We start from the raw sequence: 23,279 nt of genomic DNA on the forward strand, positions 1-23,279 counted from the left end.
TGGGGAGAGCAGGCATAGGAATGCTCCTCACTTGGTGTAGACGACTTTGAGTTTCGGAGGGTTGGACTGGCCGTAGCCGCGAGCGCGGCCGTAGTACGTCAGTCCGGAGGTATTCGGATCCAGTGCGATGCCCCTCCATTTCGTGGAGTCGAAAACGCTGGTGATGTCGACCCATTTTCCTGCGTTTTTCGCCCAAGTGACTGTCTTGGATTCGGAATCACAGGAGAACGAGGCCGGACGTGAGGCGTGTGAATGCGCCCTGATCACAGCCTTTCCGCCGCTGTTTGCGTACCAGTGGTCAAAGTACAAATAGATTTGTGCGGACTGGATTTTTGCGCCTGACAAGTCGCTGGCAAGGGATGACGGGAAGCCGATGAGAGAAGCCTGCATTCCATTGGTGGACGAGTAATATCCCTGGTAACACGAGTTCCCGTAGTACGAGTTGTGCGAGCCGCGGGAACTGTAGGAGCCGGACCAGGTCGCCGAGTAGGTCTTGGTGTACTGCTGGATCGGATCCGGTTCGGCGACGGACCCACCCCCGCTGTTGGCGCCACCCGTCTTCGGAACCTCCGGGCCCACGTCCTCGACGAACATGTAAGGAATCCGGCCGGTGGTGGACAACCCCATTTCCATCGTCTGGCCGCTGGAACCGTTCAGATTCTGGAACGTGATCAGGAGCCGATGAAGACCGGACCCGATCTGGCTGGTCGAGGTTATCCACTCCAGTTCGGCGGTCCAGTACGCACCGACCGCGGAAGGGAAACGGTTAGTCACGTGCCGCTGGGTGGAGTTAATCGTCGGCTTCGCCGTTCCGCCGTCACGGAGCCTGATCAGGGCCTCGCCATCGCTGGCATAATCGAAATCCGCGGTGGCCGAGAACTTCACCCGGTACATACGTCCGGCTTCCGCGGTGAAAGGCAGTTCAAAGAACCCCATCTCGGTGCCGGTGGCTATACCAGTGGTGGTGGGAACCCCATAGGCGACGACGCCGCGCGAACGCAGGTCTAGGATCTCTTCGAAAGTCTGCCCCTTGACGGTCAGGGACTCCTCTACGGCAAGTGCCTGAAAGCCCGCCTTTCCCTCCTGGTCGATCGTGGCAACGGGTATCTTGTCGGTCGCGAAGGTCAGGTAATTGGGGCGGCCGGTCAACAGCGCGACCGCTTCCTCGCCGGTCGCGTCAAAAAGCTGAAGACCGAGGGGGGACAGCTCCGCGCGCGCTCCTTCCGAGCCGTGGGACAAGATCGGTCGGATGACCGCGTTGTCCATCCACACCGCCCCGACAGACGCCGTGTTCGATGTCGCACTAAGCGCGCCGCGAACGGCCTGCGCGGGCGCGCCGTCCACGGGTACACCCGAGATCCGACGCCATTCCCCGTTCGTGTTCGCCAGCCCGATGTCGGTGCTGTAGACCACGCTGTACCCGAGCAACCCACCCGACGAGTTCTCCCACCGCACGTAGATGGACACGTTCGTGCCGTCCCAGTCCGCACTGGTCTTGTAGTCGAGGCTGAGGAACACCTTCGTGCCGACGACGGCCGGGATGCGGCCCAGCGAAATCACGCGGCTGACCTTCGTGCCGCTCGTGCAGTCGATCTTCATGCACTTCGGGGAGTCGAATCCGGGCGAGGCGATCGAGAAGTACGAGGACGTGGCCGCACGGGCGACTGACGTCTCCCCCTCGAAGCTGGGGTCCGCGACCACGTTGCCGTCCACGCCCAGGGCCAAGCGCTCGGCGTCGATGGCCCCGGCCTTGATGTGCGTGGCGTCGATCGTCCCCGCTGCGATCTTCGTCGCGGTCACGCTGTTCACGGCGAGTTTGTCGGTGGTGACGGACAAGGCGTTCAATTTGTCCGTGGTGATCGCCCCGGCGACGATCTTCTGAGCGGTGACGGACAAGGCGTTCAACTTGTCCGTGGTGATCGCCCCGGCGACGATCTTCGGCGCGGTGATCGCACCGTCCGCGATCTGCACTCCAGGTACCAAGGGCCGGGCAATGGCGTTGTCCCACAGCACCGCGCCGACCGTGGACTGGTTCGCCTCGATCCAGAGCTGTGCCTGCACCGTCCCGTCCGGGGCCGTGATCGTGCCGGAGGCCCGTTGGCCCCACGCGCCCTTCGCCGTAGGTACCTGCGTGACGGACGTGGTGGACAGGTGCACGCCCGCCCCGTCGTACCAGCGGGCGAAGTAGCGGACATCCGCGCCGACCCAGTCGGCAGAGACCGCGTAGTCCACGGCGAGGTAGAGCTGTTCCCCGGCGAGGATCGGCACGGTGGTCAGCCGCAAATTCCGGCTCGTCGCCGTTGCAGAAGTGCACGTCACCCGCAGCGCGTAAGCCGTGCCGTGACCGCCGGAGACCTGCGCCCAGTGCGTGTTTCCCGCGACGAGGAGCGCGGTGTTCCCGCCTTCGAAAGACGGGTCCGGCAGCAAGTTGAGGCCGCCGGCCACGGTGAGCTTGTCCGTGGTGACGCTGCCCGCCGACAACTCGTTGGCGGTGACGCTGTTGGCCTGCAGTTCGCGGGTCCCGATCGCACCCGCTGCGACCTTGCCCACGGTCACGGAGTCCGCGGCGAGCGCCGCGGTGGTGACCGAGCCCACCACGAGGTTGGTGGAGTCGACGATGCCCGTTTTCAGGACCTCGATCGTGACGGCATCCACTTCCATGACGCCGCTGGTACTGGTGGCCCCGGCCGGTTCGGAGGCGTAGTTCAGGTAGAGGATCGGGGACACGAAGCGGGTTGCCTCGTGCATCACGCCGGGTGACCTGGGGTCAGGTGCCTGCGATCCGGTGCCAGTACCCCCGGCAGCGGCGCGGCCCCGGAGATAGCCGACGTAAGTCACCCACCCGCTTTCAGGGGGCTGGGAGGCATTACTCGCGGCCACGTAGTGGGCGGAGGAGTACGTGTCCACCCCGCCGCGGCTGACGAGGGTGACGCCGTCGGCCGCCACACCGAGCGCCCCGACGTACACGCCGTCGCGGCCGGCAGCCGACGCCGCGGTGGTCCGCACCCGGCCGGAGATCCGGTACAGGGCATCGGGGTCGTAGGGAACGTGGACCAGGCCGCGGGCGACGACGTACCCACTCGCGCGGGCGATGCTCTGCCCAGTCGGGGCGTCCGGGATCCCGGCCAGGTGCTCCCACGTTGCCCCGGCCGCCCTGTTGAGCACCTGCCACTGGGTGGGATCGCCCATAGCGTCGATCCACCGTTGGGTGACACCGTCGGCCAGAGCCCCGCCGACGGCGTTCATGTGCACCGCGCCGTCGGCGATGGCGTTGAGGGTGACGGCGGCCTTGGCGAGCTTGTCCGCCAGGACCGCGCCGTCGGCGAGGGCTGTGGTCCCCACGGCGCCGACAGCGATCTTCGCTTCGGTGACGGCGTTCTCGGCGAGCTTGACCTCGCTGACGATCCCGTCGATCAGGTCCTGCTCCACGGCCTGCCGGGGGGTGCCCGCTGCGGCTGCCGAGGGAGTGCTGGTGAGACCGGCTGTGCTGAGGGCGAGGAGGCGCACCCAGCGCTCTGCGTAGCCGTCCAGCGCAACGGTGACGCTTCCGCCACTGACGTCGGTGATGGCTGCGGTCAGGGTCGTGACGTCGGGGGTGAAGTCGGCGGTCGGTCCAACGTGCACCTGCATCGCGGAGAAGTCCGTCGGCGGGGCGTTGGAGTCGTCCCACCAGCCGTCCCACGTCACGACCAGTCCGGAGAGGGAGGAGGTGACGACGGGGATGCCAGGGGTGGGCGGGGGAAGGGCAGCCGCGGTTTCCGGGACGAGCGCGATCCCGCCGTCCGGCTGCACACCTACCGACCCGGCGAGTTGCCCGTCCTCGGTGTAGATGTCGAGGGTGCCGCCCTCGATGGAGGTGAAGGCCGCTTTCGACGTCCGTTCGAGGGCTTGCAGCCGCCGTTCGTAGTCCGCCAGCAGCGCCGCGAAACGCTTCGCGTCCGTCTGGGAGTCCAGGAAGGTGACCATGGCGCGGCATGGTCAGCGATCACGGGCTTAGTGTCGCGGCCTGGTCAGTAGTGGAAGCTGTCCGAGCGTTTCAGGGTGAGAGTCATGAGCCCGTCGGCGCTGATCTCGTCCGAGACGATGCGGTGCCACACGTCGACGTCCCCGACCCACGGCACATGGACCTGTACACGGACGTCGTCGCCGAGAGACCACGCTCCGAACCTGGCGTTGGCATGGTCGACGATCTGAATCGCGGGGATTTGGAGCGCAGCAGTACGGCCCTGGAGCTCCTGTTGTCCACGCTTTCTCAGTGCGGAGCCGGAGGACAGGGTCTTGTCCGTGATCGTCGCCACCCGGCGCAGGCGGCGCGGCCACTTGCCCAGTGTTGCCACGTGGGAGCGCAGCATCTTCTGGCCCTCGCCCCGGCCCAGAACCACGACTTCGTCGGCGTACTCGTCGCCCATCCCCTCCGGCCGGGCAATGGCGACGATGTTCTCGCCCTGCGCGAAGCGGAGATCTTCGCGCTTGCGGCCGAGGCGAGGAGTCCCCAGGCGCAGCCGGTGAGTGATTGTGTTGCTCGTCGAGTCCTTCCAGGCGTGCGTCTCCATCCAGTCGAACTGGAATTGATTGACGAGGGTGTCCAGCGTCGATCCGCAGTCCGGGGCGTCCCACCACGCCAGCTCCCAGGGGTCGCTTCCGTCCGATGCCCCCAGCAGCTCGCCCTTGTCGTGCGTGTCGAGCACGAGACCGACGTTGCCGTGCGGCTTCGACTGGACGTGTGACCAGACCTTGCGGACTGCGTCGTAAACGTCGAGGCGGGGGCCGCCGTACGGCTTCGGCGCAGCGGGCACCTTCCGCTTCGGTTTTGACCCGTCTAGGTATCCGTCATGATTTTTGTCCTTGCCTGCATTTGGATCTTTTGGGGTGATTTTCTTCCCGGAGATGATGTAGTCCTCGAACGGGATGCCGTGCGGGTACGTCGAGAACCCTTCGCAGGACACCATGGCCCGCTCCCCGTCGTACGAGGTCTTCGTGACCAGGCCGCCCCAACGGATCGCTCCGTCCACTTCCAGGTAGAGCTTGGTGCCCCACTCCTGCAAGAGGGGGTCGCCGTCCGGCCCCAGCAGGCGGGCGTACTCCGGCTCGACTGTGCCCGCCATCGCGCCCGGCCCGGACAGGTCCCGCTTGGGGTTCGAGGACAAAGTGAACGGCACCTGCCAGTCCAGGACATCCTCGGTGAGCGCTTCGGTGGCGATGAATCGCCATCCGGCCGGCACGGCTACAGCTCCTCTTCGTCAGGGCTCTCGACGAACTCGACGTCGGCGACGATCGACGTGTTCGAGTCCACGTGCACGTCGCCCGTCTCGGTCTTGGACATCCACGTCTGCACGGACAACGTCTGCGTCGTACCGCGCAGGGCGCTGCTGATGTTCCAGTTGTCGGCGAGGACAATGGTCGAGCGTCGAGTCTGGCTGCCGGTGTCATCGTCGATGCCCGTGTCCTGACCCAGGTACGGCCCGAACTTCGTCTGCATTCGCGCGAAGACATCGGCCCTCGTCATGCGGAATCCGGCGAAGGTGATCACGACCTTGGCCCGGGTCGCCCATGACGGCACGTCGATGCTCCAGCTCGCTGCACCGGGCCAGTTGCGCCACTTGGCATCCGAATACGAGAGCGTGGACAGGTCGCCAGGAAACGACGTGTAGAGGACCCTGTCCCGGCGAGGGCTGACCATCTTCCGCAGGTCCTTGATGTACGCCTGCGTGATCGCCGAAGTGTTCGCGGGGATGTCGATGCGGGCCAACGTGAGCGCCGAATCGTTGGGTCGTACCTGCCTCACATCCGTCGTCGTCTTCGTCACGCCGGAAATCACGCGAGTGAAGATGTACGGCCCGACCACGGGGTTGGACGGATTGGCCCACGTTTCCCCGTACGAGTACGGGTTCTCCACACGGGCGACAATCAGGTCCGAGCGGGCCGACGAGCCGGTGGCCGCGATGTTGATTGGGTCCGACGTCGGGAGCCGGCCCGCGTACGCCTGGTACGTCGCCCCCGCCGCACGGTTGAGGATCGCGCAGGCGCCAGGACGCACCTGGATCTGGGCTGCGGGCGAGGACAGCGCCCTGACCGCCAGGTCCCCTGAGCCGACCACGCCCTGAGCGCCACCAAAAGCGGCGTAGGCCAACAGCCGGGCCACTTCACTGCTGTGCTCTGCGCTTCCTTCAGTGAACCAGGGAACGCTGTCCCATGCCGACACCATCGTGTTCCTCCTGCTGCTGCTCTCCTGGTGAAGCAGCGGAGGATCACGGGCCGGGGCGCCTTACGTCGCGCCCTCTTCGCCTACAAGTAGGCGTACGCGTCGCGCCAGGCCACGGTCATGGACGCCGTGGCGGTGGCGTCGGTGCCGCGCAGTACGAAGTCCTGCCGGCCGGTGGGGATGAGCAGGTTCTCCAAGAGGGGAGACGAGCGGGTGAGTAGACCGGCGACGCTTGCCCTGCCCTTGAGCACCGTCCGGGTCCACGGGCGAGGGTCAATGACGACCTTCTCTCCGGCCCCGAGCGTCAAGTTGAGTTGCACCTTCCAGCGGCCGACCAACTCGCACACCGGCTGGGAGATGGGCCCGGTGATCGTGATGACCGGCCACGTCGCCCGGTTCCCACGCACAAGGACCTCCCCGGGGTTCCGCGCCGTACCTTCCCCGACCATCATCAGAGGCGCTTTCAGCGGCCCCTTGATGCCACGGTGGGGTGGCGGAGCCATGTCCACCCGCACGCTCTGCTCGACCTCGTCGAAGCTCCCGGTGTGCACAGCCGCGAAGTTCGCGACGACCGGGGTGTACCCGTGGCGAGTGAGGGGCGAGTCGGCAGCCTCGCACTGACGGGGCCGCCCGTACCAGCGGCGCGCCCGGCCGCCCTGTGTCGTGGACAGCACCGCAGGGGTGGACATGCGGGATCGGACCGCCCGCGCGTCCCACGCCTGCCGCATGGCCGACACCGCGTCCAGGTTCGCGCCGTGCCGGGCCAGCCGGGTGTCGCCGGCGTCGACGGTGTCCACGCCGACCTCGAATGTCAGAGTGGCGCCTGCGGTGAAGTCCTGACCGTGCCGTACCCCGTCCTCCCTGGGCAGCGGTGTATCGCCGTTGGCGATGTCGGTGTCCTTGATCGCGAACGGCCTGATCAGGTAGTAGCCCGTGCGCACGGTCCCGAACGTGAAACTGGCACCGGGATGCACCCCGTTCGTGCCGTAGCTCAGCTTCCACTCGGCCTCAGCCGGAGACATAGGCACCTCCCAGGCGCATCCTGCGTAGCTCGAACATGGCGTCGCTCAGCGCCTGGCTCGGGGTCATCGGTGCGCTGGTCATGGTCAAATTCAGGTCGCCTCCGACGAGCGCGGTGGAGGCGGGGGCAGCGCTCCCCTGGCGACGGGAAGCAGCGGCCGATGTAGTGGTTCGGACCCCGCCGCCTGCGTAGCTGCTCAAGCCGCCACGGCCGGGATAGACGACGGTCCCGCCGAACATGTCGGCAACGGTGCTGAGGATCTGCTCGCTGCGCCTCCGCTTGGACGGGGCGAAGGGGATGTACGCCTCGCCCTGTGTCTCCGGCTCCGCCCACAGCCGCATCTCGCCCGCCTTCGCTATCTGTGCGATGTGTCGCTCCGCTCCGTTGGCGAAGGCTTTCACGCGGCCGGCCGCACGGTGGATGCCACCGTTGGCGTACTGGATAATGCCGCCATCGGCCTTGGGCGTGATGGACTGGCGGCCCTGGTAGTCGTACTTGATGGTGACGTGCACGGTCTTGCCCGTAAGTCCATTGATCTTGCCCTGGATCGCCTGCACTTGGGATATCGGCGTGCCCGTCGGGGCAGTGATCCGGACCGTCTTTCCGTTCGACCCGTCGACCGTCTTGATCTTGTAGCCGAGGTCCTTCAGCGCGGCCTGAGCGACGGCCGTCGGTGCCTTGACGTCGATTGACTTGCCCTTGGGGAGGCCCGCGACCTTGGCCTGGACGTTCTGCAGGTCGCCTGTCGCCTGCTTGATGATCGCCTGGACGGTGACGTTCTTCTTGTTCGGTGCATTTGCGATGTCCTGCGCGAGGGCAGAGATGTTGACCCGGGCCGTACCGGTCGGAGCGGTGACCGAGACGTTCTTGCTGCCGGGAATGGCCTGGACCTTGAAGCCGAGGGCTTCGATCTGGCTGCGAGCGTTGGCTGTGGGCGCCGTGATCTGAATGCTCTTGCCCGGCTTGATGCTGGCGAGCTTCCCCTGCAGGCCCAGCACCTCGGCTGTCGCCTCGGGGATGCCCTTCGCGGTGAGGAGGGTGGTGACGGTGGCCGGCACCAGCCCCATCTGGTCGGCGAGAGCCTTCGCCTGGTCCTTCGGAATGCCCATATCCCGAGCCAAGGCGATGGCCTTCTCGCGGGCCCCCTGCATGGCTCCCTGGCTCATGGTCATCGCCTCGGACATGGGCATGAGACCCTGCTCCGCCGCCTCCTGCGCGCGCGTGGCGACGCCGAGCATCGAGTCCCGCAGCTCCGTGAGCTGACTGTTCAGGGTCTGACCGTTGCGGGTGGAGGTGTCGACTAGCCCGTCGTTCGCCACGAGAGCCTTGCCCCACCCATCGGCCTGGTCAATGTTCGACTTCATGGTGTCGTCGACCTGGAGCATCACCGCGTTGAGCTGGGTCTGCGCATCGTGGAAAGACTGCGTGTTCCCGTTCAGGGCATCCAACGCCCGTTTGAGGGCATCGACCCGTGTGTCCGCCGATGCGGTCTTGTCGGAGAACTGGCCCACGGCTGCCTGGAGACGGTCGTACGCCGTGGTCCCGGTCTTACCGGAACCGTTCATCGCCTCCCCGAGTTCCAGCTGGCCCTTGATGCTGTCCTCAAGTTCGCCGCGCAGCGAGCCCAGAGCCTTCTTCGCTCGCATCGCCGCCAGGCCCTGGTCGTCGGTCTTCTGAATGGACTGTCCGCCGACGATGGCCACCCTGGTGTGGGCGTCAACAGTCGCCTGCAACTCCTGCTGGAGACTTTCCAGGGACTTGCCCTGATTGAGGTAGGCATCCGTGAGAGGGCCGAGCTTGATACCGGCATCCCTCATGACATCGACCAACTTGCCCTTGCCGTCGGCGAGCTTCGTGTCCTGGAGGGTCTGCGCAGCCGCAGCCCGAACGTTCGCGTCGATCACCCCACCGGACGCGATCAGCGCATCCGTCAGGGACTTCACCCGCTGTTGGTGAGCCTGCGCGGCACGGGCGGCCTTTTCCTGGCTGGAGGCGTACAGCCCGAGTCCGATGGTGAGACCGGCCAAGGCGATACCGAGCGGCCCGCCGAGAGCGGAAGTGATGCCGCCGATGGCACTGCTGGCCAGGCGGTTGGCGGCGCCGATCCCGCGGAGGCTTCCCGACAGCCGGTTGCCCTGTACTGCGGCGCCGGAGTACGCCTGCCCCATCTGCCGCCAGAGGCTGACCTGTGTTCCGCCCGCGGCTGTGGTGCCCCGCAGCGTAGTTCCCAGCGTCCGTGCCGAAGCACCGGCAGCCACCACGGAGGTACCGAAGCCGCGCAGCATGGAGGTGACAGCGGTGACCACCTTGAGGCCCAGCATGATGCCCAGGAAGATCGTCAGGGCAGTGCTCGCCCCGGGGACGACGTTCAGCAAAGTGTTGAAGATTTGAAGCAGGCCGCTGAAGGCGACCAGGAGTACACCGAGGCCCGAGCCGGCCGCCGCGAGGTTCCCGATCGCCGTGGCGATGTTCGAGATGACAGAGATGACCGCCGGGCCGATGCTCTGGCCGAGCGCATTGAAAAATGCGCCGAGTGCGGGCATCAGCTCCATGCGGATCTGCCGGACAAGGTCGGTGACCCCGCCGTCCCGCATGGACCGGCCGAGCCCTCGCATGAGGTCACCGAAGAGGAGGTTGACCTCGTGGAAGGCGGGCGCGGCGTCGGAGAAATACTGCTCCATCGCCTTCCGCCCGCGCCCGGAGTTGGCCCAGCGCTCGAAGCGCAGCATGCTGCCCTCAAGCCCGTTGAGCAGGGCGTTGCCCGTGTCCATGGCGGCCGAGCCGACGCCGCCGAGTCCCTTGATGAGGGACACGCTGGTACGTCCAAGCTGCCCGGCCTTGTCCCCGGCGTGGTCCAAGAACTTGGCCAGGCTGCCCGTCTCCCTGCCTGCCTTGGCAGAGGCCCGGATGTGCTGGGTCAGGCGCTCCGTGGCGGAGCCGACCCGTTCGACGAACGGGCCGCTAGCGACCAGGTAGTCAAGGGAGGCTCGGCCGAGGTTGCCCAGCCCGGAAGTCATGGTCCCGAGGACCCGCGAGTTTGTGCTCGCGATGGTCTTGAAGTCCTTGCGGAACACCCCGCTCTGCATGAACCGGGCCCCACGCTGCGCGAGCGTGCCCATCTGCGACGCTGAGTCGCCGAGGGAGTCCCGCAGGAGCGGGAGCACCGACTTGGCGAGCGGTTCGATGTCGTCGGCGACCTTGGAGAAGAACCGCTCACCGATCGACGCCCGGACCTTAGCCCACGCCGGTTGCAGAGCGGAGACCGCAGAGACCGTCTTCCGAGCTGACGGCGAGAGCTTGTCCAGGGCCTCCTTCAGCTTCTTCTGCTGCTCCTCGGAGACCTTGCCGTCCGCGGCGAGCATCTTCTGAGCCGCGTTCGACTCCTTGAGCGCGTCGCCGAAGCCACTGAACGCCAGCTTGGTGCCGATCACCGCGGTACCTGCTGCGGCGATCAGCCCAGGTATCGCCCCCAGAACCCCGACAGCGGGTGCCCCCGCGGACACCAGGGCGGTAAGGCCGGCGCCGTACTGGCCGATGAGCGCGACGGCGGGTTGCAGGAGCGAGACGATTGCCCCAACGCCGAGCATCCGCAGTGCTCCCCGACCGCGGCCGGGCAGGCGCATGCGTATCGGAACGGTGACCGGGTTGCGGTCTGCTTCGCCTTGGGCCCCGGAGATGAGCCCCCGGAGAGCCCCCAGGAGACCGTTCCCGCTTCCTCCGCCGTCACCATCGGCGTCCGGTCGTACCGGTACCCGGACGTCGGCGTCGTCGATACGGCGTCGGATGCCGTCGAGAGTGGCCCGGAACCGGTCCTCGTCGATCTCGACGCGGACCTTGGCCGCGACGCCCTTCGACGCCTCTTTGACCACCTCCTTGAGGCGCCGCTTGAGACCCTTGGAATCGACTTCGACCTTGATCTTGGCGGCCAGGCCCTCGGCGGCCGTCTCGACTGCCGTGCGCAGTCTCCCGGCGAAACCGGCGAGGTCCGCGACGACCGGGACGTCGAGGCGGCCGGCCTGCAGGCCCTCAGACACTGCGGACCATTCCTCTCTGCATGGCGGCCATGAGCATCTGGCGGTGGCCGGTCATGCGGGGTTCTTGCTGCTCCGGGGCGTTCTGCTGCCGCGCCGTGGTGCTGTCGCGGCGGCGCGTGGCGTGCCCATCGGAGCGAGTGGGGCGAATGACGTGGGTCGGCTCCTCACGCCGCTTGTCCGCAGCGAGGAGCCCGACTTCATCGACGATCAAGGCCAGGAGTTCGAGGACCTTCGTCCAGCCTCCGAGGGGGGCGGAGCGGACCCGGGAGTCGTCCGGCAGGCCGTCGATGAGGGAGATCAGCCGTCGGAGGCCGATGAATCCTTGCTGCCCGGGGCGGAGCCAGATGCGTCGGGCGTCGAGTCCGTGGAACCGGCTGAGGTCGGATTCGACGTCGCCGAATTGTTCTCGGAGGAGTCGTCCGACCGAAAGAGCTTTCCCAGTTCCACCCCGTAGACCCGGGTGAGGCCCATCGTCAGGCGCACGTAGTCGCCAAGGGAGGGCTTCGCCGCGAGGAAGTCCTTGAACGGGCCGTCCTGGAGACGGTGGGCGTCGTCGTACTCGGCGTCGAGGAGGATGGCGTACGACTCCTTGACCGCTGCCATGAACTTGCGCGGCAACTGCGGGCGTCGGAACAGGGCGTTCATCACGTCGCTGAGTCCGGCGTCGCCGTCGGCGGCGTCGATGACCTCACCGAGGAGAGCGACGAGACCTAGCTCGTCGGCGAGGAGCGGGTCCAGCGCATCGGCGGGCAGCTCTGCCGGGAAGACGAGCAAGTCCTTGTTGAACAGCACCGGGATTCCGTCGGGGTGAGTTGCCTCGCGGCGTCCGGCGTCCAGGTCGATGACGTAGGTGGCGGTGGAAGCCATGAGGGTGTGACCTCTCTCGTACGGGCTGAGTCGCCGCGGTGGTGCGGCAGCGCGCGGACACTGGCAAGCCGGTGAGGCTTGTGTCGCGCGCTGCCGCGGCGAGAAGTCAGACAGCCGCCGGAGGGGCGACGGCCGGGGCGAAAGCGGGGTCGTTGGTGATCACGTACCAGGCGTCGGAATCATCGCCGCCCTGCACGGCCAGGCGCAGGGGCAAGACGGCTTCCTTCGTCTTGGCGAGTTCGGTGTTCACGCCCTCCATCTGCATGGAGCGCGGGACCATGTACCGGTAGCTCTTGCCGCCGTCGATCACCTCGATGCACGCGGCGATCTCGGTACGCGAACCGATCCTCGGGGGCGTGAACTTGTAGTGCTTCTTGTTGTCCGCGGCCGTGACCTCGTCGATCTGGCCACCGCCGTACACGGCCCGGAAATTCTCGCCGGACCACTGCTGGAGATCGACCTCGATGGTCGAAGCGTCCTGGGTCTGGAAGGTCCGGGTCGGGTAGCTGCTCTGGGCGCTGCGGACCTGTTCGAAGCTGGGTTCGTTGTTGAATTTCAGGCTGTCTTCGGTGGTGAGGCCGACGGCGCGCCAGCCCTCGGGCATCGCGACGGCGGCATCAGCCGGCGCGGCGGTGCCCACCACACCCAGCCATACACGGGTGAGTGAAGGGACGACGATTTCGTTGTTGTTGGCGGATTCGCCAGCCATGACGGGCTCTCCCTTGGGGTCCGGTGATCGGGCCCGGGAACCTTGGGGAGAGCAGGGGGTTAACGTCGCGCGCTGGCCGGAGCGCTACGGCGCTTCCCAGAGGGTCCGCGCTACGTGCTCGGTTCCTCGCGGCGTACGGGGGCGGCTCGCGCAGTGCCAACCGCCTCGGGGCGAGCGCTGCGCGATGGTGCGCCACCCGGCTCCGCGCAGGCTCGCGCCGGACTCGCCGTCCTGCGTGTACGTGATCAGTCGGGAATAGCCCAGAGCCTGTGCCGCCCGCCAACAAGCCCTGTAGAGCAAGCTGTTGGCGTTACGGACGCCGTCCGTCGCCGTGCGGGTGACCTCCAGCGTTTCGCCGTTGTCGAGGTGGCGGGCAACGGGGCGCCCGACGATCGCGACGGCCCGCAGCATGCCGTGCTGATCAGCGGCACCGACGGTGAAGACGGCGCCGGGCGGCGGGCGGTGGTGCCTGTGCCCCGTGGCGACGAACTCCTTCGCCTGCTTCTGCCGCAGGGGAACGAGGTGCAGGCGCACCCCCTCGTGGTCGATGTTCAGGGTCGGGTCCTCGCCTACGGATGCAGGGCGACCAGCAGGCCGAGGAGCCAGCGCGGTTGCCCATTGACGAGCGGGGACCACAGAAGCGTGCCGGAGGGGCGGACGCCGCTGATGACGGGCTGACCTGGCACGTGCGGAGCGTTGGGCAGCTCGGTGGCGGCGGTCGCGCAGACCAAGAGGATCCGCCGCAACTCGGCCTGCCCTGGCCACCCGCCGGGGTCGCCGTGCAGCTCCAAGGTCACCTCGGGCTCTGTTGCCCACGTCAGGGTGCGCATGTCCCCGCCGGGGCCGTGGGTGACTCGAAGGTGTGGCCATGGTGCCTCGGAGATACCGGACACGCGGCCGGGCCCACCCAGCGCCTCGGCCACGTGCGGGTGCTGCTGGAGCCAGGTGAGGAGTGCCGATACCGGATCGGTGTCGGCGAACTCGTACGTCGTGGTCATCAGGTTCGGGCGACGTAGCCCTGCCGATGCAGGCGGCGGGCATAGTCCGAGGGCACGCGGATCTTGGTGCCCGGGAGGTAGCTAACGCCCTCAATGTTGAGGTGGTGCGACAGGGTGATGGTCTCAACCCCTGAACCCAGCGCAGAGGTGACACGGACGGTCTTGACCTCGTCGGCCGGGGCCTCCGGCGCGGCGGTCTTGATGAGGTTCTTCGTAGTCATGCCGGGCACTGTGGGCGGCATGGTCCGCTTGTGTCGCGTGCACTCGCAAGGTGGCGTACGGCCAACATGTGCTGGGGCTCCTCGTCGCTGAGTGGAGCCGCCTCTTCTTTTTATATTTCACGCCAAATAACCTATAGATCAAGCCATTTAATAGGCGCAAAAAGGGATCAGACGGTCTGGCGCCTTGACGCCACCAGATATCCTTGCAGCGGCGGAAAAGGACCCCCCGCCGCGAGCTTATCCGCTGTCGTTAAGACGACATACCGTCTGACCTGCGGAAACGCCCTCTGCTCATGCTCGTGGCTCCATCAAAGTGGTCGTCGTGCCGGAGATCCGGTACCTCGGACCTGGAGGCCACGAAATGAGCAGTACGCAGCAAACCCCTCTCGACGCCCGCGACGCCGGATGGCGAACGACCTCGATCTCCTGGCAGTGGCGCTGGCCTAAGCTGCTGGAGATCACCGGACTCGTAACGTCCGGGTTCCTCGTGGCGACGGTCGCCGGATACGTTCCGGAGGGGCCCGCCACGCTCGGCACCACCGCCGCCGTCGCTCTCCACGCCATGGCCACGCTCATGATGCATTGCTTCCGACGCCCCGGCGAGGAGTCCGGCCGCCCCTCAACGTCGAGCGGCCACGATCGCGGCGGCGCGGGCCATGAAGTGGACGCCGTCAGCCGTCAGGTTGCCGGGGTAGACGGTGCCCACTTCGGCCTCAACGACCATCGGGGCTCGGGTGGTGACCGTGACGGTGACCTTCTTGCCGGTGATGATCGGCTGGCCGGTGCTGATGTTCCGGGCGATGCCGTCCGGGTCGATCGACGTGGTGCAGCGGCAGTTCTTGAGGTTCGCGACTGCTCGGGATGACTGGTCGCGGGGCTGGAGCATGTACGTGTTCGGGCCGACGCCGCGGTGACGGCGGTCCCAGTCCATGCTGTTGACCTTGAAGCGCAAGTTTCCGGGTACCACCTGGCCCTGGGCCTGCACGTGTGTGGGCCGGACTCTGTCGTCGGCCACGGTGACCCATCGCTTCGTGGGCGGGGCGAGGCGCTTCGCCTCGACCTCGACCTGGTGGGCGATCCGCCGGACGTGCGGGGCGATCATCCGCGCCAACTGCGTCTCCAGCGCGGGGTTCGCGGTGAACTTCGCCATCACGGCACCTTCGGCGGATTGCGGGTGGCGGCTGCCTGGACGTAATCGACGTCCGGGCAGCCGGGCACCTGGTGCAGACGAGCGGTGGTCAAGGTCCACGTCATGCCGGTCTCGTCCGCGACGACATCCCCGGGCTCCACCGGCCAGGCAGCCGGGTCCAGGCGCAGCGACCACGTGCCGTCCGGCTGTTCCAGTGCGGAGCCGGGCCAGGTACCGCGCGGCTCGGGCCGTTGGTCCGGGGCCGGTGGGACGGGGACGCCGTTCGCGTCCCGGGCCCACGGGTGCGCGAGCGCGGACAGGGTCAACTGTCGGTTGGCGAGGATGACGGACATGGGCGTGGCCTCCGGTCAGCGCCAGCGCTGAGAGCGGCTGGATGAGTACGGCCATGGGGCGCGTGGCGGACGGGACAGGGGCTGGAAGACGAGGCGCTTCAACCGCTTGAGGCTGTCGATCGTGGGGAGGGCGCCCGCCTGTCCGGTGGTGGGAGCGGAGTCGTAGGAGACCGACTGGCCTTCGGCGCTCACCGAGGAGACTCGACGGCCGGGCCCCGTGTTCTGGCCGGGCCGCTGCCGGATGGACTCGGCGGCGTGCGCGACGACGTACCGCACGACCGATTTCTCCTGGGCGCCATTCAGGCCGATAAGGAGGTCCACGTCGTACGTCCCGTCGGGGTTCGGCCGGTGGGCGATCACGTCGGCGAAGTCGTCGAACTGGACGGGCCAGGCGTCTATGTCGTCGAGCGCATCCGTCCAGAGGGGCGTGAGGCCGCGCGCGGTGGTCACGGCCGGGACCAGGGGCCGGTTGAGGTACGTGGCGACGTCGTCTTGTGCGCCTCGGATCTCCTCCTCGTAGGCGGCGCGCTGAACGGACGTGAGGGGAAGCGGAACGCCGAGAGCATCGGCGACTGCTTCGGGGGAGGCGACCAGGCCCTGCCCCGTGGGGAGGTCGAGGCGCACGGAAGTGTCCGTGACCGGCTGCGCGGTTCCGTGGGGGGTGAGGGTGACCGTGCCCCAGTACCGGCCCGGTGGGACGGCGGGCAGGTCGAACCGGTACAGCCCGGCCTGGAGACGGGAGGCGGGTGCGGCCGATGCGACTACCGGCCCGTCCCGGTCGGGGGAGGCGTACAGGTCGAGGCGGGTCACCTCGCCGCCGGCCGGGGCCGGGTCCAGATGCGCCCCGGCCCAGATGGGCTTGTGATCGTAGACCGACACCCTTGTCCCCCTTACTGGTGGCTGCCGGTGCGCGCGCTCTGCGCGTTGAGGCGTTCGCGGATGCGGGCAGCGATGCTCTCGGAGACCACGGCTCCCTTGGGCTGGAGAAGCCGGGTGACGGGGTTGCGGTGCGGCCCGAGGAAGGTGCGCTCGACGAGGCGGACGGTGCACTGGAGAGATGAACCGAACGGGGTGAGCGGCACGAACACGGCGTCGATGTCCGTGGGCGGCCGGCTGGTGCCGTCGTCGAGGATGACGTCGGACAGGTTCTCCTCGTCGGGGATGACCTCGGTCGGCATGACGTACGGGTTCGGCGCCGGGGGTTCCGGGGCCTCGTCGATGTGCGGCGGCTCCAGCGGCGCAGCGTCCGGAGGAGCGGGGGCTGTGTCGGCCTCGGAAGTGGTCGCCTCGGTCGGCGCCTCCTCGGCGGCCGGCTTGGCGGCGGTCTTGCGGGTGCGGGCGGTGGCCATGGGTGGCTCCTCAAGCGGTGTCAGTCCGAACGCGCGCACCCTGCACAAGGGGGTCGGTTTGTGTCGCGCGGTGCGGTGTGGCCCAACGGTGGGCGCCCGCCTGGTGCTGGGCGCCCTTGCCGTTTCGGGTCAGCCTCCGGCCGGTGCCTCGTAGGTGAAGCCGTCCGCGAGGGTGATGGGGTCGCTGTCGTCGGCGAGTTCGACGGTCACGGCTCCGGCCTGCCCCGGTGGTGACTTCACGGTGAGTTCGGTGGCCGATCGGACCTGGAGATCGGTGCCGGCGGCACCGCCGAAGGTGACGGCGGAGACCCCGTCGAGGTGGGCGCCGTTAATCGTGATGATGCTTCCGCCTTCGGCCGGGCCCGTGGCGGGGCTGATCGTGGCGACGGTTGCCGCGGTGAACAGGCGGTCAATGGTGGAGCGCAGGGTGACGGTCCCGGCCTGGTAGAGCAGGAAGCGCTTGGACCCCTCGGGCCGTCCGTCACCGCGCCCGTACGGCTCGGTGACATAGACGTCCTCGGTGACCCGCACGGGCGGGTCGTCGAGCGTGGCGGCGGGGAAGCCTGCCCTCGTGATGCGGGTGCCGTCCTGGCGATACAGGCCCATGGTGTCCTTCCTCCGTAAGTGCTGGTCGGGGGAGGATGCGCGCTGAGGAGCGCTTGGGTCGCCCGCTGCACACGGCGGGGAGACGCCACCACGACGGGCGACGCCTCCCCACATCGGGATCAGGCGGGGGCAGGCTCGGTCCAGCTACCGATCACGAACGACTCCGGGCGCGGGATCTCCAGAGCCACGCGCTCGTCGCCACGGAACGTAATCAGACCGTTTTCTACGTTCGTCCCGTTTTCGGTGCTGACAGTGACGGAAACCGACTGCCTGTCGTGGAGCTGCGCGCCGAGTCCGAAGGCGCCGATCAGGAAGTTCTCATCGGCCATCGCGGTCGTCTCGACGACGTCCAAGCGCCAGACCCGCTTGGTGGCGCCAACGGCGATCTGGAGGGCGACGCGGAACGCACCGGTCTTGTCCTCCTCGACCTCCACGTGCTCCCACATGGTCGGACTCAGCACGATTCCGGTGGGGTCGTACTCGGCGAGCAGTGCCCGGGTGATGCTGCGCCGAATCTGGACGCTGTACTGGTCGGAGTCCAGCCCTCGGTACTGCTGAACCCCGGGGGTGTTGAAGATGCCGGTGAGGGACTGGCCGTCACCGACGCTGTGCAGCAAGTCCCAGTCTTCCTGGTACTTCACGCCTTCGATCATCCGGGAGTTGATGAAGGTCTTGAGCCTGGGCTCATCCGACAAAATGTTCTTGTGGGCATCGAGTAGATGCGCAATTTCACAAACCGGATACATAACGGGCGTAAGCGACAGCTTACTTCGGGGTGCACGTCCCCAAGTGTCGGTATCCGCACCGGTCGCCGGGCTGCTGCCGTCGGCGCCGTAACGTTCCTTCACCTGCTTCGCGTTGTTGGTCCAGCCCGTTTCCCTCGCGCCGTAGAGCACGGCCTGCTTGGTCGAGCTTTTGGGAAACAAGTCGCGAATGTGGAACTTACGGTACTCGCGTTCGGCGATCCCCAGGTTCTGCGCGGAGCCGAGGGTCTGGTGGGTGACGGAGCCGGCGGAGAGGCTGAAGATGGACTTGCCCTCCATCTCCGCGCGGATGTACGGACGGTCACGGAAACCCGCCTCGGAGGCGTTCTTGAAGGCGTTGCTCTCGACGAACAGGTCACCGAGGCTCTTGCCCTCCATGGCGCCCTGCGGCTTCTGCCCGTAGTGCTGGCCAGCGGCAGGTATGGAGTCGGGCTCGGACAGGTACTGCTTGACCTGGCCCATGCCTTCGGCGTCGGTGATGAGCTGCTTGAGTTCCATGGCCTCCGCGGAGACCTTCTTGAAGGCGTTGGCCTGGTCGGTGCTGACGACGAAACCGCCGTTGTCCTCGACCTTGAAGGTCTGGGAAATCCGTTCGGCTTCGGCAGACTTCTCGGCGAGCCGGACCTTGAGGCCCTTGATGAAACTCTTGCTTTCCGAGATGACGGGGGTGCTCACGGTTAGCTCTCTCAAAGATGCTGGGGTGCGGTTGACGTGCGTCGCTCGCCCGGCCAGCACCGGGACGACCCGACAACGCCGGGCATTTGAGAGAGCGGGGGTGCCTAACGTCGCGTGCTGCCGTCCTCACACAGGAGGAGGACGGCAGCACATGGGACTTGACCTGCTGTTTTGCTATGTCGGTGGGTGAATTCCACCTGGGGTGGTCGGCCGATGCGTCAGCAGAGGAAGAGGCTGGATCGCGCCTGCTACCGCTACCCCTGGATCGCAGCGAGTCGCGCCTTCACCTCCGCAGGGCTGAGCCGGACGGTGTCCTTGTCGGCCTCATCTCCATCCGGCTCACCACTCGGGTTCGGGGCAGGGGCGGGCGCCGGGTCGTGGGGTTCGTCGTACGGGTCGTCGTCCCACAGATCGATGCCGCTGCCGGCCATCGGAGAGGGTGGGGCTGCGGGCTGCTCCCGGCCGTCGTCCTCGTCCGGGCTGACGTCCAGGCCCTTCGCGGAGAGTGCGGCGAGGAGTTCACCGACGGTGGCCCGTACCGGCTCCAGGTGTTCGGCGTCGTCGGCGGCCTGGATACGGGCCGTGGCGTCCGCAAGGGCGCGCAGGGTTGGCCGGACGACTCGGCTGTCTGCGGTTTCACTGTGGTCAGCAGCGCGTGCCGGACCTTGTTCGGGGATCACCACGGTGGTCAGCTCGACGGGCTGCGGGGTGCCGAGGGATATCTCGGGGCCGGTGCTGTCGTACGGCACCGCGTAGTGGACGGGGCCGGTGCCGTCCTGGTGGACGGAGACGATGACGCGGCCGGGGTAGGTGGCCTCGACGCACGTCCAGATACCTTCCTCAGCGGCGAGCAGACGGCGGACGGCGGTGTCGATACGGTCCCGGATCTCCTCGTACGAGGCGGGCAACGGCTGGATCGGTGACACGGTGGCTCCTGGGATGACACGGGATTTGGCTTCGAGAACGGTGATGCGGGCGCTCCTGCTCCCGGAACCACTGCGGCCCTTGAAGAGGCTGCTGGCGGCCTTGGCCTCCAGCACAGCGGCACGCGCGGTCTTCACCTCAACCCTGGCCCGCCCGGTCTCCGGGACCGGCGCGTCATCAGCGGCCGGACCGGCGAGGCGGATGGGGATGGCGTCCCGGCCGCGTACGACGTGCACGGTGTCGAAGGCCACGGGAAGCGGTGGCACGGCGGGTGTGTCCGCTGGGAGGCCGTATCCGAGAGTGATATGCGGGGTGAACCCGTGGTCGGTGCGCAGCGCTTCGGACAGGGGAGACCTGGCGAGCGTGCCGACGACTCGCTCGCGGAGTTCGCTCAGGCCGGGCACGTCAACGGGGACGAACACCGGCTCGCCGTCCCCCGTGTCAGGGAACCGACCGATGCCGCCGATCCTCCCGGTGAGCGGGGAGGCGCCGTTGAGGACTGCGGCAACGATGTCGGCGAGGTCGTCAGGGTGGCCCGGAAGCTGGTCGGCATCGCCGAGGTAGGCCAGGGTGACGTGCAGATCGTGCGGGGCCGTGCCGTCGTGGTGGGCGATCTTCCCGGCGATGCCGGCGGGAACGTAGAGCGCGACCATGGCGCCTCGCCCGGTCTGCTGCTCGGCGCCCTTGACGTCGAGGCGACCGCTGGACGCGGTGGCCTTGTGCTCCAGCTCGGCCGTGCCCGGGTCGGCCTTGACTTCCAAAGACCTCGTCATGGGGTGCGCGCCGTGCAGGACGGGGGAGACCTCGTACAAGTCCAGCTTGTGGATCACGCGGACGCCGTCGGCGCGCTTCGCCGCTCCGCTCGGCGGAACGCGGTAGCCGATGGAAAACTGGGCTTCGTCGTGCTCGTGCCACTGACGCACCTGCTCGTACACGTCGCGACCCCTGGACGTGCGGAGGTTGAACTGGACGGTCGCGACGAGCGCCCCGGCGCCGGCAGGCCAGTCAGGGATGCTGGCGAACCGTGGGTCGCCGGGAAGCCACTCGGCGATCTCCAGGACGACGCCGATGGGCTCCTTCCACTCGTGGTGCCAGACGGTCTTGACGGGTCTGGTCGCCAGGGTGTGGGCGAACGCGCCGGGAACGATCAGGTCCGCGACTTCGTCAACGACACCCGTGACGGCGAAGATCGCCCGGCAGATGCCCTTGCGGGATGCAGGTGCTCGGGACGTGGGGGCGGGTGGCACGGGGAGGGACCTCCGGCGGATGGACAGTTGGCCGCCGGGACCGTGCCGTGCCTACCGGATTACTGTCCTGCGCTCACCCCGTGCCGGGCCGCTAGCTCACCTGGTGCTCGATAAGGGCGAACTCCGCCGCACCGATGGCGGCGCAGCGTTCACCACCACGTAAGCCTGACGGCTGACGTCTACGCGCTGACCTCCGCCTCGGGGTTCCGCGCCTCCGCAGCAGTCCGGGCCGCTACCCACCCCTGCGTCCAGTAACGCGCGCCGAACTGCTGCTCCTGCACGGCGCTGTACTGGTCGTAGGGGCAGGCGTCGGAGGGGTTCCCCTCCGCGAACGCGGCCTTGCCTTCCTTAAGAAGGGCCAGATACCTCTGGCGGTCCATTGCCACCGTTTCCGCTCCTAACTCTGCTGCGGCGGGAACAAGGAGTCCTGTCCACCATGTTCGGTTTCCGCGCTTCCACCATCATCGCCGCTGGCCCGGCTATGTGTGCGGGACATCTGGGCATCGTCGACGTCGATAGCCCACACGTCCGGGTCGGTATACCGCCACACCTGTCCAGTGGCATCGCGAATCCACCCGGTCAGGGTGCCGTCGGGGGCCTGATCGAGCCACGCCTCTTCGCCGTCGGTGCCCTGGTAGGCGGCGAACGCGGCGGCGGGGTCGGTCTCGTCCCCCTCGTCGTACATGTCGCCGGACCACGGTCTCGCGTCGTCCTCCGGGCCGGTCACTGGGTCGGAGCCGACCACGTCCTCCGGGGCCTCGCTGCCGCCGGGTGGCGCGGCCTCCTCCGGCACGCCGTTCTCGGAGATCTCCTCCTCACCCCCCGCCTCCGAAGGGGCCTCCTCATCAGGAGAAGCCGCAGGGTCCGCGCCCAGGTCGGCGGCGCCCGACTCCGCGCCGATCTCGGGGCCCTGCTCCTGGTCCTCGTCGTCGTCCCCGAACGGTGCGCCGCCCTTGGGGAGTGCCTTGATGGCGATTCCGTATCTGGTCATCGGCGGAGTCTGACCCTGCGGCCACGCTTGTGTCTCGCCGCACTAGCCATGCTCTGCTCATCCGCCGCCAATGGCACGACCAGCCCCCGAGGTGTGTTGGTCGCGGCTGTCTTCTTGCGAGGTGGCAATTAAAGCCGCCCCGCCGGCGTTCCCGTCAAACTACGATGAGCGGATGATTGATGATGGTCCGGCATACAAACTCCTGCTGCAGAGAGCAGTGAAGCGATTCGAACTCGACCTCCGGGAGTGGCCTTGGCCTCCTTCACGTGCCACTGCCGACTGGGGCACGTACTGGCAAGTCCGTTTTGAGGACACACTTTTCCGGGTCGGTCTCGGTGTACGGAAGCTCATTGAGGCCGGGAAACTTTCCGTTGAAGTGCAAGAACTCCCTATCAACGTAACTTTTCTGCCTGTGCGCAAAGGTTTCTATCCTGGTGTTACAGACCAGCATCACATCGAAAGATTTTACGACATCGAGGCGGCGCGCTCCGACCAGTTGCCTGTCCTGCTTCTCTGTCACGCGATCGTCCATTCGCACGTTCTCGTTCCCCGCTTCGACGGATCGGGGCACTCGGGTTTGCGTCTAGACGATTTCTACCTGGCTTCCGACCGAGGGAGGAAGAAGGGCGTCTACTTGGTTGACTGGCGCACCTTCGTTGACGAAGTAGTGCACCCTGTGACGTCTGACAACGTCATTGGGATTTTCATGCGCCGACTGCCAAATGGGGATGAACTTAGAATCCCGACTTCATCCCCGATGGGGTCCAGTGAAACAATGGACCGTCTGGTGGATCTATACAGGAGTCTGTCGCAGGGGAACGCTAAGTCTGTTGATAAGTTTATGAGGGAGTGGCGCGAAGCTTACGCCCTTTCCCCCGACCCCGGACCAGGGGGTTGATGTGGACTCGGTTCCTTATGTCTCGGGCGTCTGCGTCAGCCGGGCTGCTTCCGTGCCCTTCTCGACGACGTCGGTGTATCGACGCAGCACTGCGAGGACGGCCTCTTCGTCGTCCCCAGCCACGACCCGCAGAGGGCCCGTCGGCGTCAGCGGAATCGACTCGCCGGTGTGCAGGGCGACGAGTGCCACCGCGCGGGCGGAGCCGACCACCGGCCGGTCCGCATCTCCAGTGACCTGCACCTGGTAGGCGGACCCGTCGTCGAACCGGCCGGTGACAGTCTGCGGCATCGT

The 23,279-nt window shown here is 67.3% G+C and carries 22 protein-coding genes; 1 reads left to right on the forward strand and 21 read right to left on the reverse strand.

All coding sequences use genetic code 11. The features are described 5' to 3' along the window. Positions 1-27: 27 nt before the first annotated feature. The 20 genes from OG413_RS20215 to OG413_RS20310 form a co-directional block, all read right to left on the reverse strand. Entirely contained in the window at positions 28-3,429 is a 3,402-nt protein-coding gene (locus OG413_RS20215; protein ID WP_266807427.1) for a hypothetical protein, read from the reverse strand. A gap of 581 nt (positions 3,430-4,010) precedes the next feature. Continuing rightward, entirely contained in the window at positions 4,011-5,222 is a 1,212-nt protein-coding gene (locus OG413_RS20220) for a hypothetical protein (protein ID WP_266807429.1), read from the reverse strand. A 2-nt stretch (positions 5,223-5,224) separates the two neighbouring features. Continuing rightward, a complete protein-coding gene (locus tag OG413_RS20225; RefSeq protein ID WP_266807431.1) occupies positions 5,225-6,142 on the reverse strand; it encodes a hypothetical protein in 918 nt (305 codons plus the stop codon). Positions 6,143-6,285: 143 nt separating this feature from the next. Then, entirely contained in the window at positions 6,286-7,224 is a 939-nt protein-coding gene (locus OG413_RS20230; protein ID WP_266807432.1) for a hypothetical protein, read from the reverse strand. After that, complete coding sequence (locus OG413_RS20235; protein ID WP_266807434.1) at positions 7,211-11,257, reverse strand: hypothetical protein; 4,047 nt, start codon at positions 11,255-11,257, stop codon at positions 7,211-7,213. The genes OG413_RS20230 and OG413_RS20235 overlap by 14 nt, the downstream gene beginning before the upstream one ends. Beyond that, the gene (locus tag OG413_RS20240; RefSeq protein WP_266807436.1) at positions 11,250-11,468 is read right to left on the reverse strand and encodes a hypothetical protein; all 219 of its coding nucleotides are present in this window, start codon (positions 11,466-11,468) and stop codon (positions 11,250-11,252) included. Before OG413_RS20240 ends, OG413_RS20235 begins: the two co-directional genes overlap by 8 nt. An 86-nt stretch (positions 11,469-11,554) precedes the next feature. Continuing rightward, entirely contained in the window at positions 11,555-12,124 is a 570-nt protein-coding gene (locus OG413_RS20245; RefSeq protein ID WP_266807437.1) for a hypothetical protein, read from the reverse strand. A 106-nt stretch (positions 12,125-12,230) separates the two neighbouring features. Further along, positions 12,231-12,833 (reverse strand): hypothetical protein, encoded by a 603-nt coding sequence (locus OG413_RS20250; protein ID WP_266807438.1) that lies wholly within the window; start codon positions 12,831-12,833, stop codon positions 12,231-12,233. A gap of 84 nt (positions 12,834-12,917) precedes the next feature. Next, entirely contained in the window at positions 12,918-13,367 is a 450-nt protein-coding gene (locus OG413_RS20255) for an XF1762 family protein (RefSeq protein WP_266807440.1), read from the reverse strand. A 35-nt stretch (positions 13,368-13,402) separates the two neighbouring features. Beyond that, a complete protein-coding gene (locus OG413_RS20260) occupies positions 13,403-13,831 on the reverse strand; it encodes a hypothetical protein (RefSeq protein ID WP_266807442.1) in 429 nt (142 codons plus the stop codon). Then, positions 13,831-14,052, reverse strand: coding sequence for a hypothetical protein (locus OG413_RS20265; protein ID WP_266807444.1), 222 nt, complete (start codon positions 14,050-14,052; stop codon positions 13,831-13,833). Before OG413_RS20265 ends, OG413_RS20260 begins: the two co-directional genes overlap by 1 nt. 619 nt (positions 14,053-14,671) lie before the next feature. Further along, positions 14,672-15,202 (reverse strand): hypothetical protein, encoded by a 531-nt coding sequence (locus OG413_RS20270; protein WP_266807446.1) that lies wholly within the window; start codon positions 15,200-15,202, stop codon positions 14,672-14,674. Beyond that, complete coding sequence (locus tag OG413_RS20275; RefSeq protein ID WP_266807448.1) at positions 15,202-15,534, reverse strand: hypothetical protein; 333 nt, start codon at positions 15,532-15,534, stop codon at positions 15,202-15,204. The genes OG413_RS20270 and OG413_RS20275 overlap by 1 nt, the downstream gene beginning before the upstream one ends. 15 nt (positions 15,535-15,549) lie before the next feature. Then, positions 15,550-16,413, reverse strand: a complete 864-nt coding sequence (locus OG413_RS20280) for a hypothetical protein (RefSeq protein ID WP_266807450.1) — start codon at positions 16,411-16,413, stop codon at positions 15,550-15,552. 11 nt (positions 16,414-16,424) lie between these two features. Further along, positions 16,425-16,883 (reverse strand): hypothetical protein, encoded by a 459-nt coding sequence (locus OG413_RS20285; protein ID WP_266807451.1) that lies wholly within the window; start codon positions 16,881-16,883, stop codon positions 16,425-16,427. Positions 16,884-17,012: 129 nt separating this feature from the next. Continuing rightward, positions 17,013-17,489, reverse strand: a complete 477-nt coding sequence (locus tag OG413_RS20290; RefSeq protein WP_266807453.1) for an IPT/TIG domain-containing protein — start codon at positions 17,487-17,489, stop codon at positions 17,013-17,015. Positions 17,490-17,608: 119 nt separating this feature from the next. Beyond that, complete coding sequence (locus tag OG413_RS20295; protein WP_266807455.1) at positions 17,609-18,928, reverse strand: phage major capsid protein; 1,320 nt, start codon at positions 18,926-18,928, stop codon at positions 17,609-17,611. A gap of 254 nt (positions 18,929-19,182) precedes the next feature. Continuing rightward, on the reverse strand, positions 19,183-21,099 hold the full coding sequence (locus OG413_RS20300) for a 2'-5' RNA ligase family protein (protein ID WP_266807457.1): 1,917 nt from the start codon (positions 21,097-21,099) through the stop codon (positions 19,183-19,185). 179 nt (positions 21,100-21,278) lie between these two features. Further along, on the reverse strand, positions 21,279-21,479 hold the full coding sequence (locus tag OG413_RS20305; RefSeq protein WP_266807459.1) for a hypothetical protein: 201 nt from the start codon (positions 21,477-21,479) through the stop codon (positions 21,279-21,281). Positions 21,480-21,496: 17 nt separating this feature from the next. Beyond that, positions 21,497-22,090 carry a hypothetical protein gene (locus tag OG413_RS20310; RefSeq protein WP_266807461.1) on the reverse strand — a complete coding sequence of 198 codons (594 nt, stop codon included), beginning with the start codon at positions 22,088-22,090 and terminating at the stop codon, positions 21,497-21,499. A gap of 172 nt (positions 22,091-22,262) precedes the next feature. Between OG413_RS20310 and OG413_RS20315 the strand changes: the two genes are divergently transcribed. Continuing rightward, a complete protein-coding gene (locus tag OG413_RS20315; protein WP_266807463.1) occupies positions 22,263-22,988 on the forward strand; it encodes a hypothetical protein in 726 nt (241 codons plus the stop codon). Between the two features lie 15 nt (positions 22,989-23,003). Here the strand turns inward: OG413_RS20315 and OG413_RS20320 are convergent, their stop codons facing one another. Beyond that, entirely contained in the window at positions 23,004-23,276 is a 273-nt protein-coding gene (locus tag OG413_RS20320) for a hypothetical protein (RefSeq protein WP_266807465.1), read from the reverse strand. Positions 23,277-23,279 lie beyond the last annotated feature (3 nt).

Source organism: Streptomyces sp. NBC_01433 (genome assembly GCF_026340105.1).
Lineage (GTDB): Bacteria > Actinomycetota > Actinomycetes > Streptomycetales > Streptomycetaceae > Streptomyces.

What these genes read in the sequence shown, in the direction of transcription:
- OG413_RS20230 (WP_266807432.1), bottom strand. Translation starts at nt 7,224, where the DNA reads ATGTCTCCGGCTGAGGCCGAGTGGAAGCTGAGCTACGGCACGAACGGG.
- OG413_RS20245 (WP_266807437.1), bottom strand. Translation starts at nt 12,124, where the DNA reads ATGGCTTCCACCGCCACCTACGTCATCGACCTGGACGCCGGACGCCGC.
- OG413_RS20250 (WP_266807438.1), bottom strand. Translation starts at nt 12,833, where the DNA reads ATGGCTGGCGAATCCGCCAACAACAACGAAATCGTCGTCCCTTCACTC.
- OG413_RS20260 (WP_266807442.1), bottom strand. Translation starts at nt 13,831, where the DNA reads ATGACCACGACGTACGAGTTCGCCGACACCGATCCGGTATCGGCACTC.
- OG413_RS20265 (WP_266807444.1), bottom strand. Translation starts at nt 14,052, where the DNA reads ATGACTACGAAGAACCTCATCAAGACCGCCGCGCCGGAGGCCCCGGCC.
- OG413_RS20270 (WP_266807446.1), bottom strand. Translation starts at nt 15,202, where the DNA reads ATGGCGAAGTTCACCGCGAACCCCGCGCTGGAGACGCAGTTGGCGCGG.
- OG413_RS20275 (WP_266807448.1), bottom strand. Translation starts at nt 15,534, where the DNA reads ATGTCCGTCATCCTCGCCAACCGACAGTTGACCCTGTCCGCGCTCGCG.
- OG413_RS20285 (WP_266807451.1), bottom strand. Translation starts at nt 16,883, where the DNA reads ATGGCCACCGCCCGCACCCGCAAGACCGCCGCCAAGCCGGCCGCCGAG.
- OG413_RS20290 (WP_266807453.1), bottom strand. Translation starts at nt 17,489, where the DNA reads ATGGGCCTGTATCGCCAGGACGGCACCCGCATCACGAGGGCAGGCTTC.
- OG413_RS20305 (WP_266807459.1), bottom strand. Translation starts at nt 21,479, where the DNA reads ATGGACCGCCAGAGGTATCTGGCCCTTCTTAAGGAAGGCAAGGCCGCG.
- OG413_RS20310 (WP_266807461.1), bottom strand. Translation starts at nt 22,090, where the DNA reads ATGACCAGATACGGAATCGCCATCAAGGCACTCCCCAAGGGCGGCGCA.
- OG413_RS20315 (WP_266807463.1), top strand. Translation starts at nt 22,263, where the DNA reads ATGATTGATGATGGTCCGGCATACAAACTCCTGCTGCAGAGAGCAGTG.
- OG413_RS20320 (WP_266807465.1), bottom strand. Translation starts at nt 23,276, where the DNA reads ATGCCGCAGACTGTCACCGGCCGGTTCGACGACGGGTCCGCCTACCAG.